Genomic DNA, 17,544 nt, shown 5'->3' with positions numbered 1-17,544 from the left:
AGCCCGGCTCAAAAGCCTCCAAGGCGCGTTGCGGTTGGGCTGGGCGGTCGTCGAAGAGTGGTCCGCCATCAGGGTGCAAAGACCCTTCGCCCCGCCCCATGAAGAGCAAAGGTACCCCCTCCTAACCCACCCGTGTCAACGGAGGGCGGCAGCGCCTGAGGGCCGGGTTCGATGCCCCGCCTTCAGGCTCCCACCTTCAGGTTCCCGCAGTCAGATGTGGATCGCGCGCCCGTAGGCGGCCAGCACCGCTTCGTGCATCGATTCCGATATCGTCGGGTGCGGGAAGATCGTCTCGATCAACTCCGCCTCCGTGGTTTCCAGCGTCCTGCCGATCACGTAGCCCTGGATCATCTCGGTCACTTCGGCACCGACCATGTGCGCTCCCAGAAGCTCCCCGGTCTTGGCATCGAACACGGTCTTGACCATGCCCTCCGTCTCTCCCAGAGCGATGGCCTTGCCGTTACCGATGAAGGGGAACTTGCCCACCTTCACCTCATGACCAGCCTCCTTCGCCTTCGCCTCCGTCATGCCGACGCTGGCGATCTGGGGGTGGCAATAGGTGCAGCCCGCGACGGAACCCGGCTTCATCGGATGCGGATGTCCACCCGCGAGCAGTTCCGCCACCATGATACCCTCATGGCTGGCCTTGTGCGCGAGCCAGGGCGCCCCGGCGATATCGCCTATCGCATAGACCCCATCGACCCCGGTGCGGCAGAATTCGTCCGTCACCACGTGGGTGCGGTCGATCTTCACACCGGCATCTTCCAGCCCGAGATCCTCGACATTGCCGACGATCCCCACGGCGGAGATCACGGTGTCGAACTCCGCCGTCGTGGTCTTGCCCCCGGCTTCCAGATGCGCGGTGACCTTGCCCTTCGCACGATCCAGCTTCTTTACCGTGGTCTTTTCGAGGATCTTCATCCCCTGCTTCTCGAACTGCTTCCTGGCGAAGGCGGAGATCTCCGCATCCTCCACGGGCAGAATTCGGTCCATCACCTCGACCACGGTCGTCTCTGCGCCCAGCGTGTTGTAGAAGCTGGCGAATTCGATGCCGATGGCGCCGGAGCCGATGACCAGCAGCTTCTTCGGCATCCGTTTGGGCAGCAGCGCATGCTTGTAGGTCCAGACCAGATCGCCGTCCGCCTCCAGCCCCGGCAGCTCCCGCGCGCGTGCCCCGGTGGCGAGCACGACGGCCTTGCCGGTCAACTCCTCGGTGCCCTTCTCCGTCGTCACCACAACCTTGCCGCCCTTGGCGATCTTGGCAGTGCCCATGACCACGGTGATCTTGTTCTTCTTCATCAGATGCGCCACGCCGCCGGAAAGCTGCTTGGCCACACCCCGCGACCGCTGGACGACGGCATCGAGATCATAGCCGATGTCACCGGCTTTCAGGCCGAAATCCTTTGCCCGGTGCATCAGGTGGAGCACTTCCGCCGAACGGAGCAGCGCCTTGGTGGGGATGCAGCCCCAGTTGAGGCAGATGCCTCCCAGATGTTCCCGCTCCACAATGGCGACATTCATCCCCAATTGGGCCGCGCGTATGGCGCAGACATAGCCGCCGGGGCCGGAGCCGATCACGATCACATCATAGCTGGAAGCCATCATTCATCCTCGTTCGGAAATTAGTTTGACGTTAAACTATCTTTCAACACCGTTCAATCCGCATCCCGTTCCTGCAGCTTGCGGACGACGCCGCCATAGGCGCCCTCGTCAAAATAGTCCTTTTCGTCCGAGGTCGTCCGCCGGCCCAGAGCTTCGTTGCGGTGCGGAAAGCGGCCATAGGTGTCGATCACCTCCGCATGGGCGCGGGCGTGGAGCAGCGTGCTCTCCCCCGTTTCGGGCATCCGCTCCTGCACGGCCGCGATGCAGAACTTCTGGTCGCCCATATCCTCTGAATGCATGAACGGCAGGTAGAAGAACTGGCGCGTCGGTTCCTGTATGGCGAGATCCCAGCCCTCATCGATGGCGCGCCTTGCCGCGGCTCTCGCAGCCGGGTCGGTGGCGAAGCTGCGGGGGTCGTCGCGGAACATGTTGCGCGGAAACTGGTCGGCGAGAATGATGTAGGCCAGTGCCCCTTCCGGCCCGTCGATCCAGTCGGTCAGACCGCCCTCATCGAGCTGCTCCCAGGCGGAGAGGAAGCGGCTGCGGATCGCCTCGTCAAGCGCGGGATCGGACTTGTACCAGTCCTCCGGGCCATGCTGGCGGGTCCAGAAATCGAGAACGTCGTGCGGGGTCATGGGATCTCCTTCGGCATCTGCCGGGCGAAGCTGACAGGTCAGCCGCCCGGGCGCAACGCCTCAGGAACCCGTGGATTCCCGTTGTGGTTCCGTCTCTTCCGCTGTCCCGGAGGTCTCGGGCGCCTCCTCCCCGGGTATCTCCTCCCCGGGTATCTCCTCCTCGGGCGGGGGAACGGCCTCCGAGGCGACCTCCATCGCCGCCTCCATGGCGACGACCCCGGCGGAGGGCGGCACCACGGCCATCGCACCTGTCGCCACCGGCGCCTCGCGGCGCATCATGCGCCATGCCGTGTAGAAGGTGATCGCAACGAGCAGCACGCCGATATAGAGAAAGAACCCATTCGGCCCGAGCCGTGTCATTGCCCAGCCGGTGATCAACGGCCCGATGAAGGCTCCGCAGCCGTTCAGGAACAGCAGACCGCCCGAAGCCGCCGCCATTTCGCTCGAATCCAGATAATCGTTGGTATGCGAGATGAAGAGCGAGTAGAGCGGGTTCGCCACGCCGCCGATGACGGTGGCCACGCCGAGCAGCAGGGCGTAGGGAAGGTCCAGCGCCGCCGCGATCATCATCACAAAAGCACCCACGAGCGCGATAACGAGGATGAGCTGCCGCCTGTCCATCCGGTCCGAAAGCTGACCGATCGGGTATTGGACGACAAGCCCGCCGAAATAGATCGCCGCGACGAAGCCCGAGATCTGCGCAACCGTCAGCCCCTCCAGCCCGCCCCAGACGGAGGCCATGCCGAACAGCGCGGAAAACACGCCCCCCATCGCGAAGGTGCCGAAGCACCCGAGCGGCGACATGCGCATGAGTTTCAGGATGCTCATGGGCCGCGTGGATTCAAAGGCCGGAGCGGGTGCCACGGACAACAGAACCGGCGTGAAGGAGAGCGACACCAGCACCGAGGGAATCACGAACAGCAGGAAGCCTGCCGGATCCGCGACATTCAGCAGCGCCTGCCCGACGATGATCCCCCCGCTCTGCATGATCATGTAGAGCGACAGCGCCTTGCCGCGGGTTTCGTTGGTCGAGGAATTGTTGAGCCAGCTTTCCGCCGTCACATAGACACCGGAGAAGCCGAAGCCGATCAGCAGCCGGAACGTCGCCCAGGCCACCCACTCCGGCAGCACCGGATAGAGGATGAGCAGCGCGGAGATCAGCGACCCCAGCGCCGCGAACACGCGCACATGGCCGACCCGCTGGATCAGGCGGGGCGCCAGAAGCGACCCCCCGAGAAACCCAAGGAAATACGTGGACATGATCCACGACATCTGCGAAGTGGAGAACCCTTCGATGCCGCCGCGAATACCCAGCAGCGTACCCTGCATGCCGTTGCCGACAAGCATGAGGAAGACCCCGAACAGAAGGGGCCAGGAACGGCTGAGAACTTCGAGCATGACGCGCCTCCGATCTGCCTTCCCTATCTCACCTGAGGGCCGGAACAAGGGGGATTACCTTGCGTCGCATCAACGCAACCTCAACACATCCCGGTGTGACGCCATCCGCGCGGCGGGATAAGGGCCGACCCGCAAGAGAACCGGAGCCGCCCTCGGACGGCGGAAGGCGCGGGATTTCTCGCAAACGCCCCCGCAACGGATCCAGCGGCAGCGCTCTGGTTGCAGCCCCCGTCGCCGCGACAGAGGCGAGGGCCGCGCATCCTATTGCGGCAGCAGGAGCGAGGCATCGCCGTAGCTGAAGAAACGATACCTCTCGGTCACCGCATGGGCATAGACGCGGCGCATCCGGTCCATCCCCATCAGCGCGGAGACGAGCATCAGCAGCGTCGATTTCGGCAGGTGGAAGTTGGTGATGAGTCCGTCCGTCGCATGGAAGCGGAAACCCGGATAGATGAAGATGTCGGTCTCCCCCTCCCACGGCGCGATCTCACCACCCCGGGAAGCGCTTTCGATGAGGCGGAGCGCGGTAGTCCCGACGGGGATCACCCGCCCTCCCTGCGCGCGCGTGGCCGCGATCTCCTCCGCCGCGCGGGCGGTGACCTCGCCCCATTCGGCATGCATCCGGTGGGTCGTCACATCCTCCACCTTCACCGGCAGGAAGGTGCCCGCGCCTACATGCAGCGTCACATGCGAGAACGCGACCCCCCGCTCCGCCAGAGCGGCAAGGAGCGGCTCATCGAAATGCAGCGAGGCGGTCGGGGCCGCCACGGCGCCGGAGCGGCGGGCGAACACCGTCTGGTAGTCTTCCTTGTCCTGTTCATCCGCAGGGCGCTTGGCGGCGATATAGGGCGGCAACGGCATGGAGCCCGCCTCTGCCAGCGCGGTATCGAAATCTCCGCCCGTCAGGTTGAAGGCGATCACCGCGTCGGCCTCGTTCCGCTCCTGCACTTCCGCCGAAAGCCGGTCGGAGAAGATGAGGATGTCGCCGGGTTTCAGCTTGCGAAGGGGGCGGGCCAACACGCGCCAGCCGCCCGAGGCCGTCGCCTCCAGCAGCGTCACCTCCACCCGTGCGCTGACCTCCCCCCGGATGCGAAGGCCGGAGAGCCGGGCCGGGATCACCTTGGTATCGTTCAGCACCAGCCGGTCGCCAGGGCGGAGAAGCGTTACCAGATCGCTTACCCGCCGGTCGCTGATGCGATCGCCCTCTGCCACCAGAAGGCGCGCCGCGCTGCGCGGGCGGACGGGCCGCGTCGCGATCAGATCGTCGGGCAGGTCGAAGTCGAAGTCGGAAAGCCTGAGTGTCATTGTGCCAGCCGCGGCGGATCGCTGCGGAACAGTTCCCTGAACATGCCGGGGGTGAAGATCGAGAGCGGGTTCACCCCGATCCGGGGATCATCCGCCGTGCCGGAGACGGTGTAGTTGATGCCGATCAGCCCCTCGCCCCGCCGGGTCAGGCCGGCGCCGATGCCGTTCAGCAGATAGAGGGGGGAAACGACACCCTGCATCTCGATACGCCTGCTCCCCAGAAGATAGACCCCGGCGGCGGAGATGCCGAGCGAGGGGCCGGTGGCCGAGCCGCTCTTCACCTCCACCGCGCCCGGCGTCAAGCGGAAGTCTGAGCGGATGTCGCTGAAAAGGATGCCGCCGCCCGCCAATTGCTCCACAAGGCCGACCACGCTCACCGCCGACAGAAGCTGCGCCAGCACGGGTGCTTCCCTCAGCCGCATGTCCTCGATGGCGAGCTGTCCGTCATACTCTCCGGCCTGCGCCCGCGGTGTGAGGGAGAGGGAAAGCGCACCGCCCGCTGCCCGGGGCGTGATCCCCATGGCGGCGATCAGCGCGCCTGCATCCTTGGCGCTGAATCGAAGCGCAGGTCGCCCGCCCGTGGCGATCGCCTCCCCCGTCAGACCGGCGACACCGTTCACCAGACCGCGAAACGTGCCGTGAATCCCGCCGCCCGTCTCCAGCGCACCGCTGGCATTGGTCAGGAACAGCTCCTTGCCCACGTCCACCCGGTCGAGCGTGAAGGTAATCGGCACGCTGCTCCCCCGCGAGGGCGCCGCGCTCCGCACCGGCCGCGCGCCGCCGCCGCCATCGGGCAATGCGGCAAGGTTCACATGCCCGCCGGGCAGCGATACCGCCGGCGGCCGGCCCCGGCCCTGCCCGGTCAACACCACCGGCGCGTCGAGCCAGTCACCCGCCCGGACGCGGGAGAAACGGGCGGTCCCCAGCGTATCGTCAGCCTTCAGCGTCGCCCTGCCACCCTCCAGCATCAGCCCCGGAGCGGTGAGGGAAAGGCTTCGCACCTCCGCAGGCTTCCCGGCGGTGAGGGCGAGGGCGAGCCTGCCCTTCTGCGCGGGAGAAAGCTGCCAGCCGATCTCCGGCAGACGCAGCCCAAGGCCCGCCAGATCGCTCTCCAACCGGATCGCGGGCGGGGCGCCCTTGGCCAGATCAACCTGCACATCCGCCCGTCCCCGCCCCGAAACCAGCGTTTCCGGCAGCCCCGGCGCAAAGGCCGCCAGCGCCGCGGGCGAAAGCTCCACCCAGCCGGTCACGCGGGACAGGTCGCTTTTCGCCTTGTCCAGCGGCTGTTCCCAGGCGCCCTGAAACGGCACACCGGACAGCCGCCCGGCGCCGGATATCCGCAGCATGTCGCGATCCGCCGTCAGGTCGAGCTGCGCGGCCTCCAGCGCCCTGCCCGGCACGATCCGGTCGGAGCGCACCTGGCTCAACACGCCCGCGACGTGATACTCAACCTGCGGCAACTTCACGTCCTTGAGGAGCGGGAGCGCGATCCTGGCCCGCACATCGGCCCGCCCCTCGGCCAGATCGACGGGTTTTTCGGCCTTGCTGAGAAAGCGGAAGGGCGGCTCATCGAGCACGGAGAGCGCGGCGGTGATGCTCCCCCGGGCCTGAAGGTCGATCTCTGCGCGGGCAGGTTTCTCCTCGATATCCGGCACGACGAAGGTGGAGCCCGCGACATCCAGCGTCCCGCCCTTCGGCGCGTCCACCTGTCCTGCGTTGACCCGCATCGCATAGCGTCCCCGGTCGATGGCGGCATAGCCGGAGCCGTGGCGGATCGGCGGCAGCGTCGGCATGAACCCCACCTCGCCATCGCGGAACTCATAGGTCAGGCCAAGACGCGGTTCCTCCCCCGGACGAAGGCGCACGGCGGCCTTCACGTCGGACAGGTTCGCGGTAAAGACATTCTCGCTCAGCCACTCCCGCGTCTTGCCGGCCACGGAAACGGGCCACAGCGCGATGAGCCGCTGCCGGTCCACCTCGTTCACCGTCGTGTCGAGCGCCACCTCCCAGCCATCGGGCCGCGCCGCTATCCGCCCGAAGGCGCGAAGCCGCTGGGAACCCTCGCTCAACGTCGCCTGTCCGATGGCGAGCGTCAGCGGATCCAGCCGAAGCTGCAGATCGGCCTGCCCGTCGCTGAACCCGACGGGCGCCTCGAACACGCCATCGGGGTCGACGCGCATATCCGACACGGCGATCTGGGCCTCCACGACAGCAGGGAAGCCGCCCTCCATCTCCCGCAGGAAAGCCTGACCTGTGGCGGAGAAGCGGAGCGTGCGGCTCTGGACGTTGATCTGCTCAAAACTCACCCGCTCCGCCGCGGCATCGTAGGCAAGCGCCAGAACGGCGGACCGGAAGCGCACGGGGGGCGTCCCCGGTTCCGGCTGCACCGCGCCCGGCCCGATGGAGAGCTTGCCCCGGACGGGAAGCAGCGCCCCGGTGCCGTCGATCCGCGCGGAAACCTCTCCTGAAAGCGGTGCGTCCAGCACGGAGAGCCAGGCGAGCGCGGGGGCCTGCAAGGCCACATCGCGGGCCGGGACGTCGGTCAGCCTTGCACTGAAGCTCGCCTCGGGCGTGCCGCGCCGGGTTTCAAACAGCAGATTGGCCGCGGCAGGCCGCTCCCCCGCCGCGCCGAGGTCGAAATCCAGCGCCACGCGAACGCCCGCCCCGTCTCGGCGGACGGTGAGGCGGCCATCGCTCACCTCCCAGACCTGTCCGACCCGCTGATCCTCCAGCCGGATGCCAACCTCCCGGGCGGAGGCCCGAATGACGCCCGACAGCAGCGGCTCCTCAAAGAAATCGTCGATCGCGGCCATGATCTCCGCCATGGAGCCGACCGCGCCGAAAGCAGCGCCCGTCTGCCCCACGTCGAGGTCGAGCCTTCCGTCCGGCAACCGGCGGAGATACATCGTCGCGCGCCCCATCTCCACCACATCGGGCCGGAGCCGCAGCGCCAGAAGATCGTCCCGCCGCAAACGGAACCGCAGGTCGGCCAGCGTCCCGATCCGCTGGTCCGCCTGATCGAAGAGCGTGATGTCGGACAGGCGGAACCGGGGCCGCCAGCCGTGATCGAGCACCAGATCGACCGCGCCGAGCGCAAGCCGCCCATGACCCTCCAAGGCATTGTTGACCGCCGCCTCCACCCGGTCGGCCACCCAGCGGGGCGCATGAAGCGGCCTGTCGCGAAGCGCAAGCCCGCCCGCCGCCACAAGCACCGCCGCACCCCCCGCAAGGCCAAGCGGCACCCCCCACCGCCGCCATGCGGGGCGCCGCAGGCCACCTGTAGGCGGGCCGGTCAACTCGCTCATATCTTCAATTCGCTCATCTCTCCGCAGCCGATCCTGCGGGGAAGGATAGCTTTCACGAGCCGCTTGGGAAACGGAAGGCACCGGATTCTTGCACAGCGGCTTTCTGCCGGAGATCATCCAAAGACCGACCAGCCCATCGCGCGCGCCAGACGCTCCACGGCGAGCGTGCCGATCAGGGTGTTTCCCTGTTCATCCAGCCCCGGAGACCAGACCGCGATGGACGCCCGCCCGGGCGCGATCACCAGCAGGCCACCGCCCACCCCGCTCTTGCCCGGCAGGCCGACGCGGTAGGCGAAGTCCCCCGATCCGTCATACTGGCCGCAGGTCATCATCAGCGCGTTGATCCGGCGGACGCGGCCCGCCGAAACCAGCCGCGGCCCCTGCCCGGCGCTCATCAGGAACCGCCCGGCGCGGGCAAGCTGACGGCAGGTCATCGCGATGGCGCATTGGTGGAAATACGTGCCGCAGACCAGCTCCGGCGGGTGAAGCAGGTTGTCATGCGAGGCGATGTAATGGGCGAGAGCATAGTTGCCGTGTCCGGTCTTCTGCTCCGACCGGGCGACATCGGCGTCGATATGAATATCCTCATCCTCCGCCGCCGCACGCATGAAACGCAGGACGGACCCCAGCGCTTCACGCGGCGTCGCGCCCGTCAACACCGCATCGGTCGTCACCAGCGCACCCGCATTGATGAACGGGTTGCGCGGGCGCCCCTTTTCCAGCTCAAGTTGCAGGATGGAGTTGAAGGCCTGCCCGGAAGGTTCACGCCCGACCCGCTGCCAGAGCTGATCCCCCAGCTTGCCGAGCGCGAGCGCCAGCGTGAAGACCTTTGACACGGACTGAATGGAGAAGCTGGTGTCGGCGTCGCCGGTCTGCACCTCGCGCCCCTCCGCCGTCACCACCGCCATGCCGAAGCGCTTCGGGTCGATGCAGCCAAGCTCCGGGATATAGTCGGCGACGCGACCGCGCTCCTGCACCTGCGCCATCTCGACGCCGATCCGGTGGAGCGTATCCGCCAGCCGCTGCGGCATTCTCAGGGTGTCCAGTCGAGGAAGTTGTGGATGAGCCTCAGCCCCGTCTCCTGGCTTTTCTCCGGGTGGAACTGGGTGCCGATCACATTGCCGCGCCCCACGATCGCCGTGACCGGCCCGCCGTAATCCGCCGAGGCCAGCCGATCCGCCGCGTCGGCGACATGAAGCTGATAGGAGTGGACGAAATAGACATGCTCGCCGCTCGCGATCCCGTCCAGCACCGGATGGGACTGCTCCAGCCGAAGCTCGTTCCAGCCCATATGCGGCACCTTCAGCGCGGGATCGGCGGGGGCAATCCGCCGCACCTCGCCGGGGATCCAGTCGAAACCGGCGGTCGGCTGGTATTCCAGCCCGCGGGACGCCAGCATCTGCATCCCCACGCAGATGCCGAGGAACGGCCGCCCCCCGCCGCGAACGGCCTCCGAGATCGCGTCGAAAAGGCCGTCATGCGCTTCCAGCGCCTCCCGGCAGGCGGGGAATGCCCCGTCGCCCGGCAGGACGATCCGGTCCGCCCGCGCGACCACGTCGGGGTCAGACGTCACGGTGACGGTGGTCCGCCCGACCTCCGCCGCCATGCGCTGAAACGCCTTCTCTGCCGAATGGAGGTTGCCGGAATCGTAATCGACCAGCGCCACCAGCATCAGAGCGCCCCCTTGGTGGACGGGATAGCGTCCGCCTTCCGCCGGTCGATCTCCACCGCCTCGCGAAGCGCGCGCGCAACGGCCTTGAACGCCGCCTCCGCGATATGGTGACTGTTGATCCCGTGCAGCCGGTCCACGTGCAGGGTGATCCCGCCGTGGGTGGAGAGCGCCTGAAAGAACTCCCGCACCAGTTCCGTATCGAATGTGCCGATCTTCTGCGTCGGCAGATCGACGTTCCACACGAGATAGGGCCGCCCCGAAAGGTCCAGCGCCGCCCGCACCTGCGCGTCATCCATCGGCAGGTGGCAGGAGCCGTAGCGGCGGATGCCCCGCTTGTCGCCGAGCGCCTGCGCCAGCGCCTGCCCGATGGCGATACCGGTATCCTCCACCGTGTGATGGTCGTCGATATGCAGATCGCCCTTCGCCCGCACGGTCATGTCGATCAGCGCATGGCGCGCGAGCTGGTCCAGCATGTGGTCGAAGAACCCGACCCCGGTCTGGTTGTCGTAGCTCCCGCTGCCGTCGAGATCGACGCTGACGGTGATGTCGGTTTCCGCCGTCCGGCGCGTGATGGTGGCCTTGCGCATCGCTTCGCTCCTCGTTCACGGGCCGTTATAGGCGGAGGGCCGGAATTGTCCACGCCGCTCCTGCGGGGTCCGTCAGGTCCAGTTGCGCGCGTCGCGACGCAGGAAGGTCACGAACTGCTGCACCTTGGCCGTGCGGTGCGTATCCACATGGGTGACGATGTAAGCCTTGGAGTTCCAGCGCGGCTCATCCAGCCCCGGAAAGATCTCCACCAGCTGCTCCCGCGTCTCGTGCGAGCCCGCACGCATGAAGCCGATGCCGATTCCCGCCAGAACAGCCGCCTTGAGCGCGGGCCCGACCGGGGAGATGAAGCAGAACTTGTCCTCCGGCACGTAATCGGCCAGCCAACGGTTGTAGGGGGCGCGCAACGCCTCACCCGACGCGCCGACGATGCGGAAGGAGGCCAGATCCTCCGGCGTCTCGGGGCAGCCGTTCATGTCGATGAATTCCCGCGTCGCGTAGAGCGCGAAACGATAGTCCATCAGGGGAGAGACCACGTTGTCCGGCTCTTCCGGGGCGGATCCCGCGCGCAGCGCCACATGCGCCTCCCCGTATTCCAGCCGGACCTTCCGCAACTCCGAGGCGTAGTGAACCCGTATCGCCGGATGCAGCGCCTGAAACCGGCCGATGGCAGGCACCACGAGATCGGCCAGACCGGGGACGCTGGAGATCAGAAGGTCGCCCGAGACCTCCTCCCCCCTGCCGCGGATACGGTTGAGCAGATGGGTAAGCTGCTCATCCGTCGCCTGTCCCACCTGCAAGAGGTCCTCCCCCGCCTCCGTGGGGGTGTAGCCGCGGGCATGGCGGTGAAAGAGCCGGGTTCCGAGCCGCTTCTCCAGCGCTTCGATATGGCGGATCACCGTCGCATGATGGACGCCCAACGCCTCCGCCGCAGCGCTGACGGTGCCCAGACGCGCGACGAAATACGCGGTCCTGATCTCGCTCCAGTTGTCGGTGGCCATGGAAGCTCTTTGAACGCGTGACAACGGACAGTTGCACGCGGCATTTCGTTTCTCAATATGCCTGATGGGGCCGCGGACAGGGGTGATGCCGGACGATCACGGTCGCTCACGCAATCCGGCGCAGCGCCAACACGGAAATAGTTCCCGTTTTCAAGTCTCTCATCTGCTCACAGAGCCTGTGCATAAATGCACAGACTTTTGCAGAATCTGCCCTTCACCCCCGGAAAGACATACCCCATATCACCCTCACCGGAACAGGAAAGACCGGGAGATTAGGAGCCACAACGCGGCTCCGTGTCGAAAGGATATTAGAAATGCTCGCCAAAACCATCATGACCGTTGCCCTGCTCGGCCTTGCCGCTCCTGTCGCTGCACAGAGCGTCAACCCCGGCAAGGCGCAGATGGCGGCGGAACTCGGCGTGAATCCCTCGGATTTCACGCTGATCGAACTCATTCAACTCGATACTGCCAAACGTAACCACGACAGTCAGCTCTGGAACCGCATCATGGACAGGGAGGTTGGCGTGACACGTAACGCGAACACTCCCACGGCGCTGATGGTGCCGGGTTACGCCGATACGCGTCATTAAAGAGTCAACCGGGGCAGTGCGCCCCAACCTCCCCCGACAAGGCTGCATTTGCAGCGAAGAAAAGGAATAGAGACATGTTTGCCAAGACCATCATGACCATCGCCCTCCTCGGCCTCGCCGCTCCCGTCATGGCCCAGGGCGTCAACGCGGGCAAAGCCCAGCTTGCTGCCGAACTCGGCGTCGATCCCACCCGGTTCAGCACCAATGAGCTGATCCAGCTCGACAACGCGAAACGCCACAATGACACCGAGCGCATGGAACTCATCCTCAACCATGACGCCAGCGTGACGCGCGGTGCGCAGAACCCGACCGCCATTGCAGTGCCGGACTACGCGAACGACTGAACTACGCGAACGGCTGATCGCCGCGACATAGACTGAGCAAAGCCGGCCATCCACGGATGAGCCGGCTTTGTGTTGACAGGGACGCCTCCAAGGCGTATCGGTCGCGCAATTCCGGGAGCATTGTGTCTTCCGGTCCCCTGCAAAGGCCGGGGATCGCCATCCGTCAGCGCGTTGCGCCCACGGGTGCCGTTGTCGTTTTGGAATACCCGGTCACGGCCGGAAAACTGGTCCGAGGAGGATCGCGCATGTTCGAGAACCTGTCCGAACGCCTTGGCGGCGTCTTCGAGCGGCTCACCCGTCAGGGCGCGCTGACCGAGGAGGACGTGGCGACCGCGCTCCGCGAGGTCCGCGTCGCGCTGCTGGAGGCGGACGTTTCGCTTCCCGTCGCGCGGGATTTCGTCAAGGCCGTCCAGCAGAAGGCCGCGGGGCAGCATGTCACGAAATCGGTCACGCCGGGGCAGCAGGTCGTCAAGATCGTCCATGACGAACTTGTCCATGTGCTCAAGGGTGACGGCGATCCCGGTTCGCTGAAGATCGACAACCCGCCCGCCCCGATCCTGATGGTCGGTCTGCAGGGCTCTGGCAAGACCACCACCACCGCCAAGATCGCCAAGCGGCTGAAGGACAGGAACGGCAAGCGCGTCCTGCTCGCCTCGCTGGACACCAACCGGCCCGCGGCGATGGAGCAGCTTGCGATCCTCGGCCAGCAGGTCGGCGTGGACACGCTCCCGATCGTCAAGGGGGAGAACGCTGTCCAGATCGCGAAGCGGGCGAAGACGCAGGCCTCGCTCGGCGGCTACGATGTCTATATCCTTGACACCGCCGGCCGGCTGCACATCGACGAAGTGCTGATGGATGAGGTCCAGGCCGTCCGCGATGTGGCCCAGCCCCGCGAAACGCTGCTGGTGGTCGATGGCCTGACCGGCCAGGACGCGGTGAACGTCGCGACGGAGTTCGACGGCAAGGTCGGCATTTCCGGCGTCGTGCTCACCCGGATGGACGGCGACGGGCGCGGGGGCGCTGCGCTTTCCATGCGCGCAGTCACGGGCAAGCCCATCCGCTTCGTCGGCCTTGGCGAGAAGATGGATGCGCTGGAGACTTTCGACGCGGATCGCGTCGCGGGCCGCATCCTCGGCATGGGCGATATCGTCGCGCTTGTCGAAAAGGCGCAGGAAACGTTTGAGGCCGAACAGGCCGAACGGATGCTCAAGCGCTTCCAGAAGGGTCAGTTCAACATGAACGACCTGCGCATGCAGCTTGACCAGATGCTGAAGATGGGCGGCATGCAGGGCATGATGTCCATGATGCCGGGCATGGGAAAGATGTCAAAACAGATGGAGGAAGCCGGTGTCGATGACCGGATGATCCGCCGTCAGATCGCGCTCATCCAGTCCATGACGAAGCGGGAACGCGCCAACCCCGACCTGTTGCAGGCCAGCCGCAAGAAGCGGATCGCGGCGGGGGCGGGAATGGATGTGTCCGACCTCAACAAACTTCTCAAGATGCATCGCCAGACTGCCGACATGATGAAGAAAATGGGCAAGATGGGCAAAGGCGGCATGCTCAAGCAGGCCATGAAGATGTTCGGCAAGGGCGACCCGGAAGCGCTGGCGAAGGGCATGGACCCGGCCGCACTGAAAGCGCTCCAGAACCAGATGCCCGCGGCGCCGGGCATGCCCAGGGGGCTGACGCTGCCCGCCGGCCTTTCGGGGATCGGCAAGAAGAAATGAAGCTCTTCGCGCGTCACAGAGGCATGGCGATACCACCCGTCCTGCGGACGGAGCGGCTGGTGCTGCGCGGCCTCGACGCGCGGGACGTGGAGAATTTCTCCGCCTTCTTCGCCAGCGACCGCTCCCGCTTCGTCGGCGGCCCCCTCGATGCCGAGGATGCCTGGAAAGTGCTGGCGCGGGTCATCGGCCACTGGACGCTCCGCGGCTACGGCAGCTTCGCGATCACCCTGAAAGGGACGGAGGATACCGCCGTCGGCATGGCAGGCCCGTGGTTCCCGGAGGGCTGGCCGGAAGCGGAGATCGGCTGGATGCTGTGGGACCCGGCGCTTGAGGGAAAGGGCTATGCCCGCGAAGCCGTCGAGGCGACGCGCGACTGGGCCTACCGCACGCTCGGCTGGACGACGGCGGTCAGCTACATCAGCCCGGAAAATCCCCGCTCGCTCCGCCTTGCCGAACGGCTGGGCGCGCGGCCCGATCCGAGCGTCATCCTGCGCGACGCAGACCCCTGCATCGCCTATCGCCACCCAGCACCGGAGCGCCTGCAATGACCGACGCGACGGCCCGTGCGGCCGAACTCCTCCGCAATCATCGCGACTCCATCGACCGGCTGGACGCGATCCTGGTCTATACTCTGGCGGAGCGGTTCAAGCATACCCAGGCGGTCGGGCGGCTGAAGGCGGAACACGCCCTGCCCCCCTCCGACCCCGTACGGGAATCCCGGCAGATCGAGCGGCTCGAATGGCTCGCCGGCGAAGCCGATCTCGACCCGGAGTTCGCACGCTCCTTCCTCAATTTCATCATCTCGGAAGTGATCCGTCACCACGAGAAGCTGCAAACCGCCAAGTGACGCCCTGCGCACAAGGCACAGACACCGGATGGCGGGGCAACCCGCCGAACAGCCAGATACAGGAGACATGACATGGCTATGAAGATCCGCCTCGCCCGTGGGGGCTCCAAGAAACGTCCGTATTACGCGATTGTCGCTTCCGACAGCCGCATGCCGCGCGACGGCCGCTTCATCGAGAAACTCGGCACCTATCACCCGATGCTGCCGAAAGACTCCGAAGACCGCGTGAAGATGGACATGGAGCGCGTCACCTACTGGCTGGGTCAGGGCGCGCAGCCGACCGACCGCGTCGCCCGCTTCCTCGAAGCTGCCGGCCACCGCGAGAAGGCCGTCCGCAACAACCCGAAAGCCGCTCAACCCGGCAAGAAGGCCACCGAGCGCGCGAAAGAGCGTGCCGCGAAAGCCGAAGCCGCGGCCGAGTAATTCGGCAGCCGGTTTTTCCCGTCGGGGAAAACCGGATCATCTCTCGTGTGTGCCCGCAAGGGCGCACACTCCGCATTCCTAGCAGGCCGGGATGAACGCATGAGCGACAGGATTTGCGTGGGTGCGATCGCCGGCGCCTTCGGCGTCCGGGGTGAGGTGCGGCTGAAAAGCTATACCTCCGACCCGACCGACATCGCCCTTTATACCCCCCTCTGGACCGAAGACGGAAAGCGAAGCTTCTCCGTCACGGTCACGCGCACGATCCCGAACGGCCTCGCCGCGCGCCTCTCCGGCATCTCCACCAAGGAGGAGGCGGATGCGTTGAAGGGGGTGGAACTGTTCACCGACCGGGACCGGCTCCCCTCTCTGCCGGATGACGAGTTTTACCATACCGACCTGATCGGCCTCACTGTCGTCGATACCGGCGGCACGGAGCTTGGCCGGGTGCGCGCGATCTACAACCACGGCGCGGGCGACATCATCGAGGTCGCGGGGCCGCGTCTGCTGCTCCTGCCCTTCACCCGTGCTGTCGTCCCCACGGTGGACCTTGCCGCAGGCCGGGTCGTCGTGGACCCGCCGGAGGATGCCGGATGAGCGACGCTCCCCCGAAATCCCATGGCCGCCTCGCCATCTCCGCCTCCGTACAGCCGCGGGAGCTGATGAGCCACAATCCCCGCCTGAAAGGCGCGTGGACGGCGCGGATCATCACCCTCTTTCCCAATGCCTTTCCCGGCACGCTGGGCCTTTCCCTCACCGGAAAGGCGCTGGACATGGGTCTCTGGGCGCTGGAGACCATCGATCTGCGCCCCTTCGGCGAGGGTCGTCACCGCAACGTCGACGACACGCCCGCAGGCGGCGGCGCGGGTATGGTGCTCCGGGCGGATGTGGTGTCCAAAGCGCTGGATCAGGCCGCCATCGGCGCGCCGGGGGACCGGGCGCGTTGGCCCGTCGTCTATCTCTCGCCCCGCGGCCGCCCTTTTGATCAGGCCACAGCGCGGCGGTTTTCGGAGGCCGACGGCATCACCCTCCTCTGCGGCCGTTTCGAAGGGGTGGATGAGCGTGTGCTCGAACATTACGGGGTGGAGGAGGTCAGCCTCGGCGATTTCGTCCTCACGGGCGGTGAGATCGCTGCTCAGGCCTTGATCGACGCGACGGTCCGGCTTATACCCCGCGTGCTCGGGAATCAGCAGTCCACCGAAGAGGAATCCTTTTCGGATGGACTTCTTGAACATCCGCAGTATACGAAGCCCCCTGTCTGGGAAGGCCGCGAGATACCCGACATTCTCCTGTCGGGCAATCACGCGAAGATCGCCGCCTGGCGCAGGGACATGGCCGAAAGGCTGACCAAGGAACGCAGACCCGATCTCTGGCGGGCTCACCTCACGCAGACGGCTGACAGGCCGGAAGCCGGGGGCGGGGACCCGATGGAAGACCGAGAGCTCTCGGGCGGCACTCACCAACGCGGAAAAACCGCGGAACCAGGAGATACGCGATGAATCTTCTCGCGCAGATCGAGGCCGAACATATCGAGAGCCTCGGAAAGACCATTCCGGATTTCAAGGCTGGCGACACCGTGCGCGTCGGCTTCAAGGTGACGGAAGGCACGCGCTCGCGCGTCCAGAACTACGAGGGCGTCGTCATCTCCCGCAAGGGCGGCGGCATCTCGGCCTCGTTCACCGTCCGCAAGATTTCCTTCGGCGAAGGTGTCGAGCGCGTCTTCCCGCTCTACTCGACCAACATCGAGTCGATCGAAGTGGTGCGCCGCGGCCGTGTCCGCCGGGCGAAACTCTACTACCTCCGTGACCGTCGCGGCAAATCCGCGCGTATTGCGGAAGTCACCAACTACAAACCCAAAGCCTGAGGATCGTCGCGATGAAAAAGGGCATCCACCCCGAATATCACCTCATCGACGTCAAGATGACCGATGGTACCGTCTTCCAGACCCGTTCCACCTGGGGCAAGGAAGGCGATCAGATGGCGCTGGACATCGACCCGCTCGCTCACCCGGCCTGGACCGGTGGCTCCGCGAAGCTGATGGACACCGGCGGCCGTGTGTCCAAATTCAAGAACAAATACGCCGGTCTCGGTTTCTGAGGCCAGCCCTCTGCCTGAACTATCGGCGCGCCCCGGTCCCCCCTGGGCGCGC

General features: G+C 66.2%; 19 protein-coding genes. 10 read left to right on the top strand and 9 right to left on the bottom strand.

Annotated elements, in window-relative coordinates; genetic code table 11:
- Positions 1-210 precede the first annotated feature (210 nt).
- The 9 genes from lpdA to RT513_RS07595 form a co-directional block, all read right to left on the bottom strand.
- A complete protein-coding gene (lpdA, locus tag RT513_RS07635; protein ID WP_290691002.1) occupies positions 211-1,605 on the bottom strand; it encodes a dihydrolipoyl dehydrogenase in 1,395 nt (464 codons plus the stop codon).
- A 50-nt stretch (positions 1,606-1,655) separates the two neighbouring features.
- Positions 1,656-2,237, bottom strand: a complete 582-nt coding sequence (locus RT513_RS07630; RefSeq protein ID WP_088214896.1) for a DUF924 family protein — start codon at positions 2,235-2,237, stop codon at positions 1,656-1,658.
- A 60-nt stretch (positions 2,238-2,297) separates the two neighbouring features.
- Positions 2,298-3,635 carry an MFS transporter gene (locus RT513_RS07625; protein ID WP_290691006.1) on the bottom strand — a complete coding sequence of 446 codons (1,338 nt, stop codon included), beginning with the start codon at positions 3,633-3,635 and terminating at the stop codon, positions 2,298-2,300.
- 261 nt (positions 3,636-3,896) lie between these two features.
- A complete protein-coding gene (gene queA / locus RT513_RS07620) occupies positions 3,897-4,940 on the bottom strand; it encodes a tRNA preQ1(34) S-adenosylmethionine ribosyltransferase-isomerase QueA (RefSeq protein WP_290691008.1) in 1,044 nt (347 codons plus the stop codon).
- Positions 4,937-8,245, bottom strand: coding sequence for an AsmA-like C-terminal region-containing protein (locus tag RT513_RS07615; RefSeq protein WP_290691011.1), 3,309 nt, complete (start codon positions 8,243-8,245; stop codon positions 4,937-4,939). Before RT513_RS07615 ends, queA begins: the two co-directional genes overlap by 4 nt.
- A gap of 113 nt (positions 8,246-8,358) precedes the next feature.
- Positions 8,359-9,276 carry a glutaminase gene (locus RT513_RS07610; protein WP_290691013.1) on the bottom strand — a complete coding sequence of 306 codons (918 nt, stop codon included), beginning with the start codon at positions 9,274-9,276 and terminating at the stop codon, positions 8,359-8,361.
- Between the two features lie 2 nt (positions 9,277-9,278).
- On the bottom strand, positions 9,279-9,917 hold the full coding sequence (hisH, locus tag RT513_RS07605; protein WP_088214891.1) for an imidazole glycerol phosphate synthase subunit HisH: 639 nt from the start codon (positions 9,915-9,917) through the stop codon (positions 9,279-9,281).
- Positions 9,917-10,504 (bottom strand): imidazoleglycerol-phosphate dehydratase HisB, encoded by a 588-nt coding sequence (gene hisB, locus RT513_RS07600; RefSeq protein WP_290691017.1) that lies wholly within the window; start codon positions 10,502-10,504, stop codon positions 9,917-9,919. The genes hisH and hisB overlap by 1 nt, the downstream gene beginning before the upstream one ends.
- Positions 10,505-10,576: 72 nt before the next feature.
- Complete coding sequence (locus RT513_RS07595) at positions 10,577-11,464, bottom strand: LysR family transcriptional regulator (protein WP_088214889.1); 888 nt, start codon at positions 11,462-11,464, stop codon at positions 10,577-10,579.
- A gap of 314 nt (positions 11,465-11,778) precedes the next feature.
- On the opposite strand from RT513_RS07595, the gene RT513_RS07590 reads away from it, so the two are divergent.
- The 10 genes from RT513_RS07590 to rpmE all read left to right on the top strand — a co-directional run bounded on the left by RT513_RS07590 (position 11,779) and on the right by rpmE (position 17,492).
- Positions 11,779-12,054: a hypothetical protein gene (locus RT513_RS07590; RefSeq protein WP_290691021.1), complete on the top strand. Its 276-nt coding sequence runs from the start codon at positions 11,779-11,781 to the stop codon at positions 12,052-12,054.
- 74 nt (positions 12,055-12,128) lie between these two features.
- A complete protein-coding gene (locus RT513_RS07585; RefSeq protein WP_290691023.1) occupies positions 12,129-12,398 on the top strand; it encodes a hypothetical protein in 270 nt (89 codons plus the stop codon).
- Between the two features lie 245 nt (positions 12,399-12,643).
- Positions 12,644-14,128: a signal recognition particle protein gene (ffh, locus tag RT513_RS07580; RefSeq protein WP_088214886.1), complete on the top strand. Its 1,485-nt coding sequence runs from the start codon at positions 12,644-12,646 to the stop codon at positions 14,126-14,128.
- Positions 14,125-14,676 carry a GNAT family N-acetyltransferase gene (locus RT513_RS07575; RefSeq protein ID WP_290691027.1) on the top strand — a complete coding sequence of 184 codons (552 nt, stop codon included), beginning with the start codon at positions 14,125-14,127 and terminating at the stop codon, positions 14,674-14,676. Before ffh ends, RT513_RS07575 begins: the two co-directional genes overlap by 4 nt.
- A complete protein-coding gene (locus tag RT513_RS07570) occupies positions 14,673-14,975 on the top strand; it encodes a chorismate mutase (protein WP_035712810.1) in 303 nt (100 codons plus the stop codon). Before RT513_RS07575 ends, RT513_RS07570 begins: the two co-directional genes overlap by 4 nt.
- 72 nt (positions 14,976-15,047) lie before the next feature.
- A complete protein-coding gene (gene rpsP / locus RT513_RS07565; RefSeq protein WP_088214884.1) occupies positions 15,048-15,398 on the top strand; it encodes a 30S ribosomal protein S16 in 351 nt (116 codons plus the stop codon).
- Between the two features lie 99 nt (positions 15,399-15,497).
- Positions 15,498-15,992, top strand: coding sequence for a ribosome maturation factor RimM (rimM, locus tag RT513_RS07560; RefSeq protein WP_290691030.1), 495 nt, complete (start codon positions 15,498-15,500; stop codon positions 15,990-15,992).
- The gene (gene trmD, locus RT513_RS07555; protein WP_290691033.1) at positions 15,989-16,894 is read left to right on the top strand and encodes a tRNA (guanosine(37)-N1)-methyltransferase TrmD; all 906 of its coding nucleotides are present in this window, start codon (positions 15,989-15,991) and stop codon (positions 16,892-16,894) included. The genes rimM and trmD overlap by 4 nt, the downstream gene beginning before the upstream one ends.
- Positions 16,891-17,259 (top strand): 50S ribosomal protein L19, encoded by a 369-nt coding sequence (gene rplS / locus RT513_RS07550; protein WP_088214881.1) that lies wholly within the window; start codon positions 16,891-16,893, stop codon positions 17,257-17,259. Before trmD ends, rplS begins: the two co-directional genes overlap by 4 nt.
- 11 nt (positions 17,260-17,270) lie before the next feature.
- A complete protein-coding gene (gene rpmE / locus RT513_RS07545) occupies positions 17,271-17,492 on the top strand; it encodes a 50S ribosomal protein L31 (RefSeq protein WP_035712819.1) in 222 nt (73 codons plus the stop codon).
- The last annotated feature ends 52 nt before the right edge of the window (positions 17,493-17,544 follow it).

The sequence above is a fragment of the Haematobacter sp. genome, from assembly GCF_032102465.1.
Lineage (GTDB): Bacteria > Pseudomonadota > Alphaproteobacteria > Rhodobacterales > Rhodobacteraceae > Haematobacter.
This window is presented reverse-complemented; position numbering and strand designations above follow the sequence as displayed.